The organism is Pedobacter jeongneungensis (assembly GCF_039538295.1).
Classification (GTDB): domain Bacteria; phylum Bacteroidota; class Bacteroidia; order Sphingobacteriales; family Sphingobacteriaceae; genus Pedobacter; species Pedobacter jeongneungensis.
In genome coordinates this window covers 276665-292555 of sequence record NZ_BAABBY010000006.1, presented here as the reverse complement: position 1 = coordinate 292555, position 15891 = coordinate 276665, and the positions used below count along the sequence as shown (strand labels likewise).

The following is a 15891-nucleotide window of genomic DNA, read 5'->3' as shown; positions in this document are numbered from 1 at the left end:
ACTATTGTCCTTTATCGCCCGAAATAATTTCGATCTCAGCCTTAACGTCTTTTTCCTTTTTAACAGCTTCCTTCATTCTCCTAAAGTTATTGTTTCCGAGGAAGATATTTTTAGTTTCGGCACCATTTAATTTAAGATAGGTAACTGTTTCTTTTACCGGAAAAGCATTGTATAAAAACAGATCGGATACGTTTGTAAGGTCGATTACCGAGGCATTTGTCAGTGGTTGAATATTCTTTAAACCATCTATAATCAGGTGATTAACTTTTAAAGCTTTTAATGACGGGCCCAATTCTGTATTTACCGTTACATTATGAAACCCGATGTTATTAGCGTTACTGATGGCAAAACCAGTTTTTGCTTCAAAATTAATGTCGTTGAAACTGATATTGTCGATCGGCATCTCTTCCAAACCATTCAGATAACCAGCCTGGTTAACCTGCCCGGTAATGTTGCTGAAATGGATATTCCTGAAAACGGGTGTACGCTCCGAAACAGCTTCGACATTGGTTTTTGCGTATTGCATATCAAGCACAATGGCCTGATCTTTTATGTTTTTCATGATGATGTTGCTCACCCTGATTTCTTCAACCACACCACCTCTTCCACGCGCAGTTTTAATGCGAATCCCTCTATCCGTTCCGTCGAAAACACAATTGGAGATGGCTATTTTACGTACATCCCCAGACATTTCACTGCCGATTACTACCCCACCATGGCCGGATAACATTGTACAATTGGTAATGACATAATTTTCTGCGGGAACAGCCATTTTCCGGCCGGGAGCATCTTTGCCCGATTTAATAGTAATGCAGTCGTCGCCAACGCTGATATGGCTATCAGAAATGTGTACATTTTTACAGGATTCGGGATTGATGCCGTCGGTATTCGGAGAATGAGGATTATTGATGGTAACGGCATGAACTTTTACATTTTCGCAAAACTCCGGATTGATGGTCCAAAAAGGCGAATTGCGAATGGTGATTCCATCAATCAGCACATTTTTGCAAAACATTGGCTGTATAAACGGCGGACGGAGAAAACCTCTTTTCATCTGTCTGGGATCATCAGGGATGATAATGTCTTTATTTAAACCATCAAAAGTGGTTTGCCATTTCGATCGTGGCTGTCCTTCCTTGTACCCCTCTACAAAATCCCACCATTTTTTACCATGCCCGTCGATAATTCCGCGACCAATAATGGAGATGTTTTCTGCTTTATAGGCATAAAATAACGGAGAGAAACTGGTTACGTCTACACCCTCGTAGCGGCTTTTCACCATGGGTAAATAATCGTCAAAATTATCGCTGAAATGCAGTTCTGCTCCGGCATCAATCAATATGGTGATGTTACTTTTTAGGTGAATTGCGCCTGTTAAATATTTTCCGGCCGGGAAATAAACGGTACCTCCGCCTGCTTTTGATGCTGCATCAATCGCATTTTTGATGGCGGTTGTGGCCAGTTTACTGCTGTCGTTTTTTGCACCGTATTTAATGACGTTGTAATATGATTGGGCGTTGGCGTTTAAGCAAGTGATTACAGCAAGTATAAGAAGCAGGGTTTTAAATATGTATTTCATTGTGTTTTATTATAGTTCGATTCGTGGAGACACGAACCGAAGCAATTGTTTTTTATACATGAAAGATTGCTTCACGCTCCCTCTTTTCCCAGCGCTTCAGTTCGCAATGACCTATCATTTTAATCCATCTTAACCTTAACCGGCTTCAAATCTTTGCCTTTATAAATCTCTTTTCCGTCTGCAAAAATCAGTAAACCTTTACCTTTGTTATATTTTGTACCGGTTTTATCCCATAGAATCGTCACTATTTTACCATGATAGGAAACATTATCGAGTATAAACCAATCCCATTGATTTTTCGGAATTAATGGAAATAATTCAAGTACATTTTCCTGACGGGGCTTTATACCCACCAAATCATTGATAATTAAATCATTAAAAGTAGAATGATTATAAAAACTGCTTCGCGGATTATCGCCCTTTAACCATTCCCCGGTTTTTTCATCCTGATATTCTCCGATGTACGGTTTTCCGTTTTTGATATGTGATGCAGCGTACTGATGCAGCTCCTGATAAAAAACCTCAGGTTTCATTTTGCCCTGTTTTTTGTAGTTGGTGAGCAGGTTTGCCAATCCTTTTAAAGTTTGCGAGCTGGCAAATGGCCACAATGCGCCGTCCCATTCGCAGCTATGGCCCGTTCCGCGTGTTCTGAATGTTGGGTTTCGCCTTTCCGCCGTAGTTAAGCCCCAAGGCGCTTTAAAGCCCGCCGTATCCAACAATTGGTCCCAGGCTTTTGAGTAGATTGCTTTATCATCCGGCAGATTGAAATCCCAGGGTGTAAAACCAATGGCTTCGCGAACATTTGCAGCACCACCTTTAGCTTTTCTGGTTTCGAAAAATGACGAAGAAGTATTCCACAAGCTATCCTGAACCAGTTTTTTTATTGTAGTTGCTTTGTTTTTATACTTTTCTGCTGTTGCTGTTTCATTTAAAAGTGTGGCGATTTTATCTAAAGCCATTGCATTTCCATACATATAACTGTTAATGGTTGGGCGCTGATTCTGGTCTTTACGCGAACCGCTGATCGATTCTTCCATGCCATCTTTCACATCGTTTTGCCAGAAAAGGCCGTTTTTAAGCTGCCGTTCGGTTTCCCATTTGGTATAATCTTTATCAAGCGCCGGTAAGATTTCCTTTAAAAATGCCTGATCCGGTTTTACCAGGTAATTCTGATAAACAGCATCATCCACCCAGCTGCTAAACTGATGGAACCGTTGTTTCGTTTCGCCAACATCGGCTTTGTAAAGCCAGAATTTGATGTAATCTTTCAGATAACTGTTATCTTTTAACCAGCGTCCTTCATAAATATGGTGTCCTAAGGCGCAGCTGATCGAATTATATTTGCCTGCATGTTTAACCGGCTCAATAAACTCGGTAAAAATAAAACCATCCGGCGTTTTAACCAGGTGTTTGCGGTAGGTCCACCAGCGGTAATAGTAATTTTGTTCCAGTATCTCATCAGGGCATTCGAATAAAGGTGCCTGATCAGCAAGCCATTTAAAAGCCTCATTGTTTGGAATATAATTCTTTACAGCTTCAGTATCTGTTGAATTAAAATAATCCACATATTTCTTCAGCTTTTCCGTACCGAGGATAGTTTTTTGTTGCGCATAGCCCGTAATTGTTAATATCGACAATGCTGCCGTGGCTATAAAATTTCTTGTATTTTTCATTATTCGAATAACCAATCTATATCTTTTCCCCTACCGTCTAAACCTGCGTTAAAAATGCGCAATTCCTGCTTATCATCAATAAAACCCAATACCAGACAAGCACCTTTACCTAAGTTTACAGTATGTGTTCCTGCCGGAAAAGCATAGGCGTGTACGTTTACCGGCGGAAAGCCATAAGGCACCAATGCATTTGAAATCTTAATTTCAGACTGACCATAATTGTTGGCGCTGGCATCGGTTTCCAATTGTGGCGGAGCGAGGTATTGAGGATCTTTCTGGTTAAAAAAACCAACCAATAATTTTACAGGTGAATTAGTGCTGAACTTAATTTCTGTCCCGTTATTAATTTGTTGTGCTTTGCTCAGTTTAATGCCTTTTAAGCCGGTTAACTGCGCGGCAACTTCTTTGATTTTAACAGTTGTGTCGCTAAAAAGCTGTACATCTTTAGCAATTGTATAGGTTTCAGTTGCATTTAGCACTTTTACATCAGCAGCTTTATAAGGTACGATAGCAGCAATCGATCTCTGTTTAATTGATTTTAATGAATCTATACTTTTTTTAAAATGATTCAGTTCTTTGGTAAAAACCGGTAACATTTCTCTCCAGTGAATAAAGGTTTTATCAACACCACGCATCGGGATTTTGCGCTGTTTGGTTTGCATACTATTCGCATACAGGTAATTATGATCCGTTAGCTTAACTAATGCTGCATAATGGTCTACACTTTTCTGGAGGAAAGGCAGTGCCTGTTCTAAATCGTTTACCTGGTTAGAATATTTATACCGCAATATCCAAAGCGCAGCCTTTACCTTCTCTGCATAAAAATTGGCCATGGCATTATAACAATAAATATCGTTTTTAAGCCTTTTAAACTCTGCAGTATCTTTTTTTACGTTTGCATCAGCTTCATTAATGGATTGGATGGCTTTTTTACCGTGCTCAACCACTTCTTTTGCCACCTGAACCGGGGTTTCGCCTACATGACCCTGCTTTTTCCATTCCTTTTCTGCGTAATCTATAATCATTTCACCTTCAGGCGCTTCCGATTCGTATAATAAAGTAAAAAGGCCGTAACGATATGGGTTGATCAATTGCGTCATCAACATGCCTAAGGTCAGCGTTTGCCGGTTTCCGTCGGTAATGCCGTACCTGCGTAAAAGTTTAGGTGATATCTCTCCCGATTCTTCGTAAGCATTTAAAATGGCTTTACCACTATTCAAGTCAGTACCATACTTATTGGCAAGTTCTTTTCCCCAATAATTAATTTCCTTTGCACGGTCGCGCTGCGAATTCCATGAATATCTTGCCCATTCTTTGTACCAGATCCAATCGCGGTCTACTTCCAGCAATCTGCCTTTCACCTCGTCGGCCGAATAAGGCCAGTCCCAGTAGCTTGCCTGGGGATATAAATGCAAACCTTTAGCGCCATAAATTTTGTTCATTGCCTGAACCGATTTTTGGATAAAATCAGCTGAACCATATCGAAAAGGCTCCAGATTTGCTAAAATATGTACATTTGAGATATTAACCGTACCAATAGCCGCTAACTTTCGGTTCAAATCAGCCCATGCACCGCGTGGTGTATAAGTGGTTAAAGCTTCTCCATTAAATTTATTCTCCGTGTAAAGATTTTTATAAAGTGGTAAAGCAGCTTTCATTACACTTGGCGCATCTGTATCGTGAGCCCGCAACACAATGGGTGGTTCTTCTTTAATTCCTGCAGCTTTTAGTCCATCTTTTACGCCCGGGATAATGGTTTTGGTAAACCAGTCAATATCATCCTGACCAACGCCTTCCATCGCCTCGCCCAAAGCCACCATTAAACCCACATTGGGATATTTCTCTACAAATGCGGCGATTGATTTTCGGGTATAATCTGCAATCAACGGAATAATCGGGCGGTTTCTGTCCTGGGTTTTTAAGCCGTGTTTATCGGCAAAAGGTTTCGGGATGATGATATTGTAAAACATCTGGATCACCCAGATTCCCCGTTTATCAGCCTCTTTGGTTAAAAACTGAAAAATTTCTTCATTCTTTTTTAAAGTGGCTTCATCTACTTCAACCGCATAAGGATAGTCTTTTAACCTCAATAAAGAAGAAAAGGGATGTCCGTTCCATAAATAGAGCGAATTATACCGGTTCTCGACCATCATATCAAGGTATTTAATCCATAAGGCCTTATCGTACAACCACGGGAATGTTTCGGGCGTGTAAGGGTATTCGTAAACATCGTGCCCGGGTAGATAATCTGGTTTTTGTAAGCCAATACAGGTACCACGTAATACCATTTCGGGTTGATCGGAAAGAGTAATCTGCGCAGGTAATTTGCCGCTGTTTTTAATCTGGTCGGCAAGTTCTATACAGCCGTATAAAGCGCCCGACGCATCATTACCTATGATATAAATGCTGCCATTTTTCGCTGTATAAATATGGAAACCTTCTTTTTTGGTGACAGAAATCTGTTTTTTAACCGCTGCAGGAAGCTGATTAGTAAAAAGCTTATCAGAAAATACACCGATCGCAATTAAATTACCCGAATTACTCAGCTTGTCTTTTTGTTCTATTTTAATTGAATAATTTAATTTAGATAAGGCTTTTAAAATTCTTTCGGCGCCAAAACGGACCCGAACATGGTTTTCTGTAGAAATTACGATGTTTTTTTGTACAGGTTGAATTGCCTGAATCAAGGATATCGATAAAAAATAACAGGAAATAAAAAGCAGAAAATTTCTCATTCAATTTGGCGCTTACAACTCCTTTTTTAAGGGAATGATATGTGATATTTGGTTAAAATATTATTTAAATATAAAAATAATATTCAAATATAAGTAAATTAGCCTTTCGGATTTGTAAAATTTATGCAAGGTAAGGTGGTAGTTATAGCTATAAACGAACTATGACAATATCTGTTAATATTTAGGCAAGAAGATAAAATTTTTAACCAACAAAATTTATTTTATTTGTATTCAATATTCTAATCAATTATAAATTATAACCATACATGTTTTCACTAAAAAACAAAAAAGCCGTGGTTACAGGCGGAGGAAGTGGCATTGGAAAGGCTATTGCAACCATTTTAGCTAAACAAGGAGCCGAAGTTCACATCATCGAACTGAGCACTGAACAGGCTGAGGATACTCTGAAAGAAATTACGGAAAACGGCGGTACTGCATATAGTTATGGCTGCGATGTTTCTGATCATAAAGCGGTTCATAAAGTTTTTGAGCAAATCGGACAAATTAATATCCTGATCAATAATGCAGGTATCGCCCACATTGGCAAGGCCGATACTACTAATGAATCGGATTTCGACCGTGTAATGCGTGTAAACGTAAAAGGTGTGTACAATTGTTTGCATGCGGCTATTCCGCAGATTCGCTTAGCTGGCGGAGGTGTAATCATCAACATGGCATCAATTGCAGCTTTAATCGGCCTACCCGACCGTTTTGTATATAGCGCAGCAAAAGGTGCTGTAAAAGCCATTACCATGAGTGTGGCCAAAGATTATATTGGCGAGAACATCAGGTGTAATTCCATTTCGCCGGCCAGGGTACATACGCCCTTTGTGGACGGCTTTTTACAGAAGAATTATCCGGATAATATTCCTGAAATGTTCGAAAAGCTTTCTAAAACACAACCAATAGGCAGAATGGCAAAACCGGAGGAAGTTGGTGCACTGGCACTATACCTTTGCAGCGATGAAGCTTCGTTTATTACGGGCTGCGATTACCCGATTGACGGCGGATTTACTACCTTAAACAATTAATAAGATAATTTAAATACATTATAATGAAATTAATAAGATTTGGCGAAGCCGGAGCTGAAAAACCAGGAGTTATTATAAACGATAATTATTTCGATGTTTCTGCATTGGTAAAAGATTACAACGAAGAATTTTTTGGTGGAGGTGGCCTTGAAAAATTAAAAAAAGATATAGAAACCGCTGATTTACCCCAAGTTGATAAAGGTGTGCGTTTAGGCCCTGCCCTGGCACGTCCTTCAAAGATTATATGTGTGGGCTTAAATTATAAAGACCACGCAGCAGAAACCAATGCCCCTATTCCTTCTGAGCCGATATTATTTTTTAAAGCCACTTCGGCAATAGTTGGTCCAAATGATGACCTGATTATCCCAAAAAACAGTAAAAAAACGGATTGGGAAGTAGAATTAGCCATTGTTATAGGTAAAAAGGCCAGTTATGTTTCAGAAGAAAACACTTTAGAGCATATTGCGGGTTACGTATTGCATAACGATTATAGCGAACGCGAATTCCAGATTGAAAGAAACGGACAATGGGTTAAAGGAAAAAGTTGTGATACTTTTGCGCCAATAGGCCCATTTATTGCTACACAGGATGAAATTGCTGACGTGCATAATCTTCGCCTTTGGCTTACCGTAAACGGTAAAACATTGCAGGATGGAAATACTTCAAACCTGATTTTCAATGTTCCCTTTATGATTTCATACATTAGTCAGTTTATGACCCTTTTACCGGGTGATGTGATTACAACAGGTACTCCGGCAGGTGTTGGTTTGGGGCAAAAACCTGAACCATGGTATTTAAAAGCCGGCGACGTGGTAGAACTGGGTATTGATGGTTTGGGCTCAAGCAAACAAACAGTTAAAGCTTACAGCGAAAATTAATATGAAAAGATACTGCTTAACACTTGATCTGATCAATGATGAAAAGCTTATAGAAGAATATAAGCAATATCATCAAGCGGTTTGGCCGGAGATTAAAGAAAGTATAAGTTCTTCAGGCATAGATGATTTGGAGATATATCTTCTTGGAAACCGGTTATTTATGATTATGGAGGTTAATGAAAGCTTCTCTTTTGAAGAAAAGGCAAAAGCCGATCTGGCCAATCCAAAAGTGCAGGAATGGGAAACTTTAATGTGGAAATTCCAGCAGGCATTGCCTGGTGCCAAACCGGGTGAAAAATGGATTTTAATGGACCAGATATTTAAACTTTAACCATTTTTATGATTGATACCCACGTACATTTTTGGAATTTCGATCCGGTTAGGGATAGCTGGATCAATGAAGATATGAAGGTTATCCGGCAGGATTTCCACCCCGAAAATCTGTCAGGGGCTTATCAGGATCTCCAGATTACCGGATGTATTGCCGTACAGGCCTGTCAATCAGAAGAAGAAAACCATTTTCTGTTAAGTCTGGCTGAAAAAAATGAAATCATTAAAGGCATTGTTGGCTGGGTTGATCTGCTTGACCCAAATCTCGGTGATCGCTTAAACTACTGGAGCAATTTTAAAACCATTAAAGGCTGGCGTCATATTTTACAGGCCGAAAACAGTGCGTTTATCCTTAATTCAAATTTTATTGAAGGCATTAAGCTTCTAAAAACATACAGTTATACCTACGATTTATTGTGCTACCACAATCAGTTACCGGATATTATTAAAATGGTTGATCAGCTTCCTGATCAGCCATTTGTACTCGATCATTGTGGCAAACCGGATGTTAAAAAACAGGATTTGAAAGCGTGGGCTGAAAATATCAAAATATTGGCTTCAAACTCAAATGTAAGTTGCAAAGTATCGGGCTTGCTGGCAGAAGCCGACTGGAAAAACTGGACAGAAAAAGAAATTTTTAATTGCTTTGATGTGGTATTTGAACATTTCGGCACAAAGAGGATTATGTACGGCAGCGATTGGCCTGTAATGCTGATCAGCAGGCCTTATGAAGATTGGTTTAATTTAGTTCATCAATATACAGCGCAATTTTCTCCGGAAGAACGTCAACTAATTTTCAGCGATAATGCGAAAGCGTTTTATGGAGTTTGAAGACACATTTTGCCGCGTTTGTCATCCTGAATGTGATGAAGGATCTTTTTGATAGTGCATTATTTTCAAGGAGTTCTTTGTATTCAGCATGACAGATCAACCCTAAAAAAAATATTCTTCTATGTTCTCCGCAACTAAAACTTAAAACAGCAGATAGAGCAGGATGGAAAATATAATATAAAATATTAGTTTTCGCTTTTTAAAATAGAATCTGACCAATACAACATTTAAATATGAGTAAAAAAATTACATTCCCTTACAATCCTCAATACCCTTCTGTAGCAGACTTAAGAAAAAGGGCAAAATCCAGGATTCCTAAATTTGCTTTCGACTATCTGGAGGGTGGTTGTAATGAGGGACTTAATTTATCGCGTAACGAGAACGATTTCGATAATATTTATCTTAAACCGAATTACCTGCGTGTTGGCGGAGATATCGACATGTCGGTTGAATTATTTGGTCGTCGTTACAGTGCTCCATTTGGGATATCTCCGATTGGCCTGCAAGGTTTAATGTGGCCTAATGCACCCGAAATTTTAGCCAAAGCTGCTGCTAAAGCGGATATTCCTTATACCTTAAGCACCGTATCTACCAGTAGCATTGAACGAATTGCCGAAGTATCTGATGGAAAAGCATGGTTTCAATTGTACCATCCTACAGAAAATAGTTTGAGAGATGATATCTTAAATCGCTTAAAAGCTGTTGAATGTCCGGTATTGGTTGTACTGGTAGATGTACCTGCATTTGGTTTACGCTACAAAGAGATTAAGAGTGGCTTATCTATTCCGCCAAAAATGTCAATCAATAATATTTTGCAGGCTTGTGCCCGTCCGCTATGGGGAATAAAAACCTTACAGCACGGAATTCCGTCATTTGCTACTTTAAAGCCCTATATGGAAAAGGGAATGGACATGTCGCAACTGGGACAATTCATGAACAAAACATTTACCGGTAAAGTTGATATTGAAAAGGTTGCTGCCATTCGTGATCTCTGGAAAGGACCTTTGGTACTGAAGGGAATCGCGACGGATGAAGATATGCAGGCAGCCATCCAAATCGGTGTGGATGGTGTGATTGTTTCCAATCACGGTGGCAGACAAATTGACGCAGGCGAATCATCCATCAATTCTTTAATTAAACTAGCGGGAAATGATGCTTACAAATCAAAATTGAAGATCATGTTAGATGGAGGTATCCGTTCGGGTGTTGATTTAGCAAGGGCACATGCCGTTGGATCTGAATTTAACTTTATGGGCCGGCCTTTCATGTATGGCGTTGGCGCTTTGGGCAATGAAGGAGGCGATCATACCATCAATATGTTTAAAACTCACCTGTATCAGATTATGCAACAGCTTACCATCGAGGATATTACACAATTTCCTGACCGGTTATTAAATCCTTAAGCCGGTTTGAAAATCAGGGTAAACAAAAAAAGCAAGATCAGAAGTCTTGCTTTTTTTGTTAAAATGTGATTGATGATCTGGAGTATTATTTACAAAAACTTATAAGTGGTACTCGTTTTATACGTTTCGCCTGGTTTAAGCACGGTTGAAGCAAAGTTTGCATGGTTTGGCGCATCAGGAAAATGCTGTGTTTCCAGGCAAAAAGCAGAACGGTGAGGATAAGATTTCCCTCCTTTACCATCTTTATCTACACCCGTTAAAAAATTACCGCTATAAAACTGTAATCCAGGCTCTGTAGTGTAAACTTCCAAAGTAATTCCGGTAACCGGGCTTTTAACAACCGCTACTGGCGTTTTACCATCGTGATGCGTTAAAACAAAATTATGATCGTAACCTTTCCCGAATTTCAACTGCTGGTCATTTTCTTCAATTGCTTTACCAATGGTTTTTGCTTTGTTAAAATCAAAAGCAGTACCGGCTACAGGCTGCAGTTTACCAGTTGGAATCAAGGTCGAATCTACAGGGGTATAAGCATTTGCATCGATCGTTAGTTCGTGATCAAGAATGGTATTGTTTCCTGCTCCGTTCAGGTTAAAATAAGCGTGATTGGTCAGATTCACCACTGTAGCTTTATCGGTTGTGGCTAAATAATCGATCTGTAAAGCATTATCATCTGTGAGCGTATAGGTTACTTTTACATCTAGCTTTCCCGGATAACCCGCTTCCCCATCATTAGAAACGTAACTTAATTCTAATTTTTGTCCGTCCTGTTTCGCATCCCAAACTTTGGAGAAAAAACCATCATTGCCGCCATGCAAAGTATTTACGCCATCATTAAGCTGTAAATGATATTCTTTTCCATCCAAAGTAAATTTACCTTTACCTATGCGGTTACCATACCTGCCAATCAGTGCGCCAAAAAAGGGCTCGCCTTTTTTACGGTAAGCACCAAGGCTGTCATAACCCAATACTACATCGGTTAATTTGTTGTTTTTATCAGGTACCAGTAGCGAAACTATCCTTCCGCCATAATTTGTGATAGAAACTGAAGCCCCTTTTTTATTTTTCAGCGTGTAAAGTTTAACGCTTTTCCCATCAATGGTGCTTGCGTATTTTGAAGAATCGCTTTGTTCGGTGGCCGCTGTGCCTTTATCCGATCCGGAATGACAGGAGGTAAAAGTAACTGCTAAACATAATGCGGCAAAGGGCAAAGCCTTAAAGAATATTTTTTTCATCTGGTTAAAATTTAAGAGCATAACAGATTTCGCAATGCCTGCAAAGCTGTGTTTACTCCACGTAGATTTATTTTTGGTTAAAGCTAAAGTAACAAAAATAATTAACGTTATTGTAACGATTATAATTATTGTTAAGCTAATATTAATGATGATGATTAACAGTAAAAAAAATCACATAATTTAGCAACCTTATGTACGAGTTGAATTTCAGGCCGAAAGCCTTTCTTTTTGATTTAAATGGCACCATGATCAATGATATGGAATACCACACGCTAGCCTGGTATGCTATTATGACAGAAGATTTAGGTGCTAAACTAGATTATGAAAGTGTAAAAAAAGAGATGTACGGTAAAAATCATGAGGTATTGGCCCGTGTTTTTGGCGAAAACAGGTTTACTGCTGAAGAAGTTGAACGGCTTTCGGGTGATAAGGAAAAGCGCTACCAGCAAGGCTATATGCCACATCTGGCTTTAATTGATGGATTAAGTCGGTTTTTAGAACGCTCTAAAGCAGCCAATATCCGAATGGCCATTGGCTCTGCAGCAATACCTTTTAATATCGATTTTGTGGTTGATGGGCTTAACATCCGTCATTATATGAATGCCATAGTAAGTGCCGATGATGTAGCGCTCAGCAAACCTGATCCTGAAACTTTTTTAAAGGCAGCCTCAGCTTTAGGGATTGCACCTGCAGATTGCCTTGTTTTTGAAGATGCACCAAAAGGTGTAGAATCAGCACTGAATGCAGGAATTTCCTGTATTGTACTTACTACAACACATACAATTGAAGAATTTGAAGGTTATCCGAATATCTTAGGTTATATTAAAGATTACAACGATACCAAACTAAATACGCTATTTTAAAATGGGAAAATATTTAAATCAAAAACCTGTTCTTGTTGCAGTAGACTGCATTATTTTTGGCTATGACGGCGATCAGCTAAAACTTTTGGTAATTAAAAGGGCAATAGAACCTGTTAAGGATAAGTGGAGTTTAATGGGCGGTTTTATTGGCGAAGAGGAAGATCTTGATGAGGCAGCCAAACGGATCTTACTGGAATTGACGGGTTTGCATGATGTGTACCTGGAGCAGTTGCATGCTTACGGCCGTCCAGACCGTGACCCGATTGAGCGTACGGTTTCTGTGGTTTATTTTGCGTTAATCGATATTAATAAATACAGCAAACAGATCAATGATCAGTACCATGCAGAATGGTTTAAGCTGAAAGAAGTACCCGAATTAATTTTCGACCATAATGTAATGGTGAAGGCTGCAATGGATAAAATCCGTTATCAGGCCGCCCTCCATCCTGTTTTATTCGAACTTTTACCTAAGAGGTTTACGATCCCACAATTGCAGGCTTTATACGAACAGGTGTACGATTCGCCGATTGATAACCGGAATTTCATCCGCAAAATTACTGCCAGTGGTTTATTGATCAAACAAACGGATAAGGATAAATCGAGTTCGAGAAGAGGTGCTTTTTATTTTAAACTCGACAGGAACAAACATAAGGCACAATTCCAGTCTTTCTTAAACTTTATTCCAAAATCAAGTAAATAAGGGCTGGTTTTTGAAATTATTATGAAATTTAAAATAAAATTTAAAATTATTTTCAGTCTTACAAAATTTAAAATCAGTTAGTTATCAATACTAATTTTAACAAGCATAAAAAACATCAAAAACATTTTCTAAAAATGTTTGCAGGAAAAGGATAAATCTCTATATTTGCACCTCCTTAAACAAAAGGAATGATTCCGTAGCTCAGCTGGTAGAGCATTACACTTTTAATGTAGTGGTCCTGGGTTCGAATCCCAGCGGGATCACAGAAAGACGCAAGAAATTGCGTCTTTTTTGGTTTAATAGCATTTTAGCCTGGAAAAAAAATTCTAAGATTAATCAATCAAATACAACCTCATTCAATCTGCTTCACAATACTTCTATTTCAAAATCATCACTGAATGCAGCGTTATAAACTTTGAAAGTGACAGCCCATTCTTCTTTAACAAGTTCGGGGATAAATGAGCAAAACATCAGCCTAAAGCGGTCAAATTCTATGCCTGCCCTACAAACTACCATGTAACTGCTATCATTGTTCATGATCACCTCTTGAACAGAATCTTCCCAGTGAGCCTTAATCTTATCGGGCAGCAGGTTAAAATGTTGACTATCTATAAACTTACCGATTGAAAGAATTCTTTCTTCTCTTAAACTTCCGTTATTTACCTCTACCCATGCTCCGTTCGCTTTACTTAAGCGGCCCAGAAGATAGCCATTGCATAATACATTCCAGGGTTCACTTTCTGCAAACCGTACCAGTTGATAGGCATTTATGTCGTCTCCTTCACCGAAAAGGTAATCAAGAACTACCGTTTTTGAGCCAGCCATCAGGTTTTCCTTAAATACGTTCGAATATTGTCCCATATGGTCTGATATAATTGACCTTAACCTTTTACTTAATAATTTCAAAATCTCCATTGATCCCTTAATTTCTTTAAATCTTTGCGTAGTACCACCAAAATGTTGATTTCGCTTTTAACTGCTTTTTTGCATCGATAGTGCGGTGGCAGAATAAGCAATCGGCTGCATCACCTCAGCGATTATTTTTACATATATTCTTTCAAGATCCTCCTGTAAATGAGCAGGAATAACAATTGATACATTTAATCCTAAAAATCATTTTTTATCGGTTTTGCGGATGGCAACAACCCCGGTCAATCCTAATAAAACCATAAAAAATGCCGTCCCGTGGTCAATCGAACAATTGTAAACCTCTGCAATGGTAACATTCGATCCATTTGTTACGCCGGTAACACTGCAGCCGCCCGAATATGGGGTGGAAAATTCGACCCTTACCTCACAGTTGCCGGTTCCCTGTTTATAACTTGTTGCCAATGAATAAGTTCTGGCACCCCCTACCGGATCAATCCCCTGAAAATCAGTAAAAACGCGTTCCGCACCATCATAAAAAACAATACATCCATAAGGAAAATTATCTGCTGCAGAAGCACTGAATAAAGATAAAAGCGATATGGCAGCACATAGGAAAACCCTGGCCAAGGCATTTGGGATTAAAAATTTCATAATTGAGCGGGTATAGACGGCACTATTTAATTACGATAACAATATCCTTTTAAGAAGGTTTTAAATTATTATGTATAATTTTCATTTAAGTTAAATCAAACTTCCCGTGATGGAAATGCTGGTATGCCATTCTCCGCTAAATCCATTTTATGAGCCCTAAAATCTGTGCAGTTTAAAGCCTGAATGATACGCCCAAGAAGTAACTTTTCTTGGCCTCTTCCTGTAATCCATAATTTAAACCACCATCAATTTTAACATCTTTTGCCAGCTCAAACTGAAGGGCCGCGTTCAGGTAATTGTTCCACTGTTTTTCTTTAAGATCATAAGTGTAATAAGTTTCTCCTATCGCATCCAGATGCCTGGCAAGGGCATGCGAGAGCGTGAGTGTCTGTAAGAATTCGGTGTGGTGTGCAATGCCCTGTTCGTCCTGAAGCCGGTCGGCTTCCAACTGCATCCCGATTGTCCAACCGTGTTTCAGCTTAAGGTTCATGGGGATGATAAGACCTCCTTCGTAACGGCTTTCCTTATCTGCCGCGGATGTAGGAAACTTTAGATACGGAAGCAGTGCTATTGCAAAATCTCCCTTGTCGTTGCCAAGCATATTTTGCTTGATACGCAAGGTAATATCACCAAAGCCATGTTTCAAATGCTTCTCACCATCTTCAGAAACTTCCCGGTCAACCTGATAACTTTGAACAATAAACTGCAATGCGGTAGATTTTAACAGTCCAAACTTTAAGTTGGCCTGATTGAAAAAATAACTTTCCTTAATACCTTCTTCGCCATGCTGCCTTTCCAACCGGAAAAGATCGCTTTCATATTGAAAATGACCAGCATCTATGGTCCTTGCCGATTCAGTTACATCTGGCCTGTCTGTCTCCATATCCCTCAGCATTGCACGTGGAACCGGATTAAAAATGGAATATTTTGGTATCTCCTGTCCGAAGGAGCAAAAGATTGATAATAATAAAAATGCGGACAGCATTAAGGATTTTTTCATTTGGTTATTTTCCAGGACAACATTAAATACCCGGAATAGTTTAGAATCTGACAAATTTTACCTGAAACATAGCACGGAAAGCAAGTGTTGTGCAGCCGGTAGTCTGAAAATA

Annotated in this window: 14 protein-coding genes and 1 tRNA gene; 8 read left to right on the top strand and 7 right to left on the bottom strand. The window is 39.1% G+C overall.

What is annotated here, in order from left to right; genetic code table 11:
* Position 1 precedes the first annotated feature (1 nt).
* The 3 genes from ABD769_RS13610 to ABD769_RS13600 all read right to left on the bottom strand — a co-directional run bounded on the left by ABD769_RS13610 (position 2) and on the right by ABD769_RS13600 (position 5987).
* Entirely contained in the window at positions 2–1579 is a 1578-nt protein-coding gene (locus ABD769_RS13610; protein WP_344851967.1) for a glycoside hydrolase family 28 protein, read from the bottom strand.
* Between the two features lie 119 nt (positions 1580–1698).
* On the bottom strand, positions 1699–3252 hold the full coding sequence (locus ABD769_RS13605) for an MGH1-like glycoside hydrolase domain-containing protein (protein ID WP_344851966.1): 1554 nt from the start codon (positions 3250–3252) through the stop codon (positions 1699–1701).
* Complete coding sequence (locus ABD769_RS13600; RefSeq protein ID WP_344851965.1) at positions 3252–5987, bottom strand: alpha-d-galacturonidase; 2736 nt, start codon at positions 5985–5987, stop codon at positions 3252–3254. The genes ABD769_RS13605 and ABD769_RS13600 overlap by 1 nt, the downstream gene beginning before the upstream one ends.
* A 266-nt stretch (positions 5988–6253) precedes the next feature.
* Between ABD769_RS13600 and ABD769_RS13595 the strand changes: the two genes are divergently transcribed.
* From ABD769_RS13595 to ABD769_RS13575, 5 genes are all read left to right on the top strand, one after another.
* Entirely contained in the window at positions 6254–7018 is a 765-nt protein-coding gene (locus ABD769_RS13595; RefSeq protein ID WP_344851964.1) for an SDR family NAD(P)-dependent oxidoreductase, read from the top strand.
* A gap of 23 nt (positions 7019–7041) precedes the next feature.
* Positions 7042–7896: a fumarylacetoacetate hydrolase family protein gene (locus ABD769_RS13590; protein WP_344851963.1), complete on the top strand. Its 855-nt coding sequence runs from the start codon at positions 7042–7044 to the stop codon at positions 7894–7896.
* A 1-nt stretch (position 7897) separates the two neighbouring features.
* Positions 7898–8227 carry an L-rhamnose mutarotase gene (locus ABD769_RS13585; RefSeq protein WP_344851962.1) on the top strand — a complete coding sequence of 110 codons (330 nt, stop codon included), beginning with the start codon at positions 7898–7900 and terminating at the stop codon, positions 8225–8227.
* A gap of 8 nt (positions 8228–8235) precedes the next feature.
* Positions 8236–9057, top strand: a complete 822-nt coding sequence (locus tag ABD769_RS13580) for an amidohydrolase family protein (protein WP_344851961.1) — start codon at positions 8236–8238, stop codon at positions 9055–9057.
* Between the two features lie 233 nt (positions 9058–9290).
* Entirely contained in the window at positions 9291–10460 is a 1170-nt protein-coding gene (locus ABD769_RS13575; protein ID WP_344851960.1) for an alpha-hydroxy acid oxidase, read from the top strand.
* Positions 10461–10549: 89 nt separating this feature from the next.
* Here the strand turns inward: ABD769_RS13575 and ABD769_RS13570 are convergent, their stop codons facing one another.
* Positions 10550–11695 carry an aldose epimerase family protein gene (locus ABD769_RS13570; RefSeq protein ID WP_344851959.1) on the bottom strand — a complete coding sequence of 382 codons (1146 nt, stop codon included), beginning with the start codon at positions 11693–11695 and terminating at the stop codon, positions 10550–10552.
* 191 nt (positions 11696–11886) lie between these two features.
* Between ABD769_RS13570 and ABD769_RS13565 the strand changes: the two genes are divergently transcribed.
* From ABD769_RS13565 to ABD769_RS13555, 3 genes are all read left to right on the top strand, one after another.
* The gene (locus tag ABD769_RS13565) at positions 11887–12558 is read left to right on the top strand and encodes an HAD family hydrolase (RefSeq protein WP_344851958.1); all 672 of its coding nucleotides are present in this window, start codon (positions 11887–11889) and stop codon (positions 12556–12558) included.
* Between the two features lies 1 nt (position 12559).
* A complete protein-coding gene (locus ABD769_RS13560; RefSeq protein ID WP_344851957.1) occupies positions 12560–13258 on the top strand; it encodes an NUDIX hydrolase in 699 nt (232 codons plus the stop codon).
* 190 nt (positions 13259–13448) lie between these two features.
* Positions 13449–13521 (top strand) — tRNA-Lys (locus ABD769_RS13555).
* Positions 13522–13624: 103 nt separating this feature from the next.
* On the opposite strand, the gene ABD769_RS13550 is transcribed toward ABD769_RS13555, so the two are convergent.
* From ABD769_RS13550 to ABD769_RS13540, 3 genes are all read right to left on the bottom strand, one after another.
* The gene (locus ABD769_RS13550) at positions 13625–14119 is read right to left on the bottom strand and encodes a hypothetical protein (RefSeq protein ID WP_344851956.1); all 495 of its coding nucleotides are present in this window, start codon (positions 14117–14119) and stop codon (positions 13625–13627) included.
* Between the two features lie 252 nt (positions 14120–14371).
* Positions 14372–14779: a hypothetical protein gene (locus ABD769_RS13545; RefSeq protein ID WP_344851955.1), complete on the bottom strand. Its 408-nt coding sequence runs from the start codon at positions 14777–14779 to the stop codon at positions 14372–14374.
* 172 nt (positions 14780–14951) lie between these two features.
* Positions 14952–15779, bottom strand: a complete 828-nt coding sequence (locus ABD769_RS13540) for a transporter (protein WP_344851954.1) — start codon at positions 15777–15779, stop codon at positions 14952–14954.
* Positions 15780–15891: the final 112 nt, after the last annotated feature.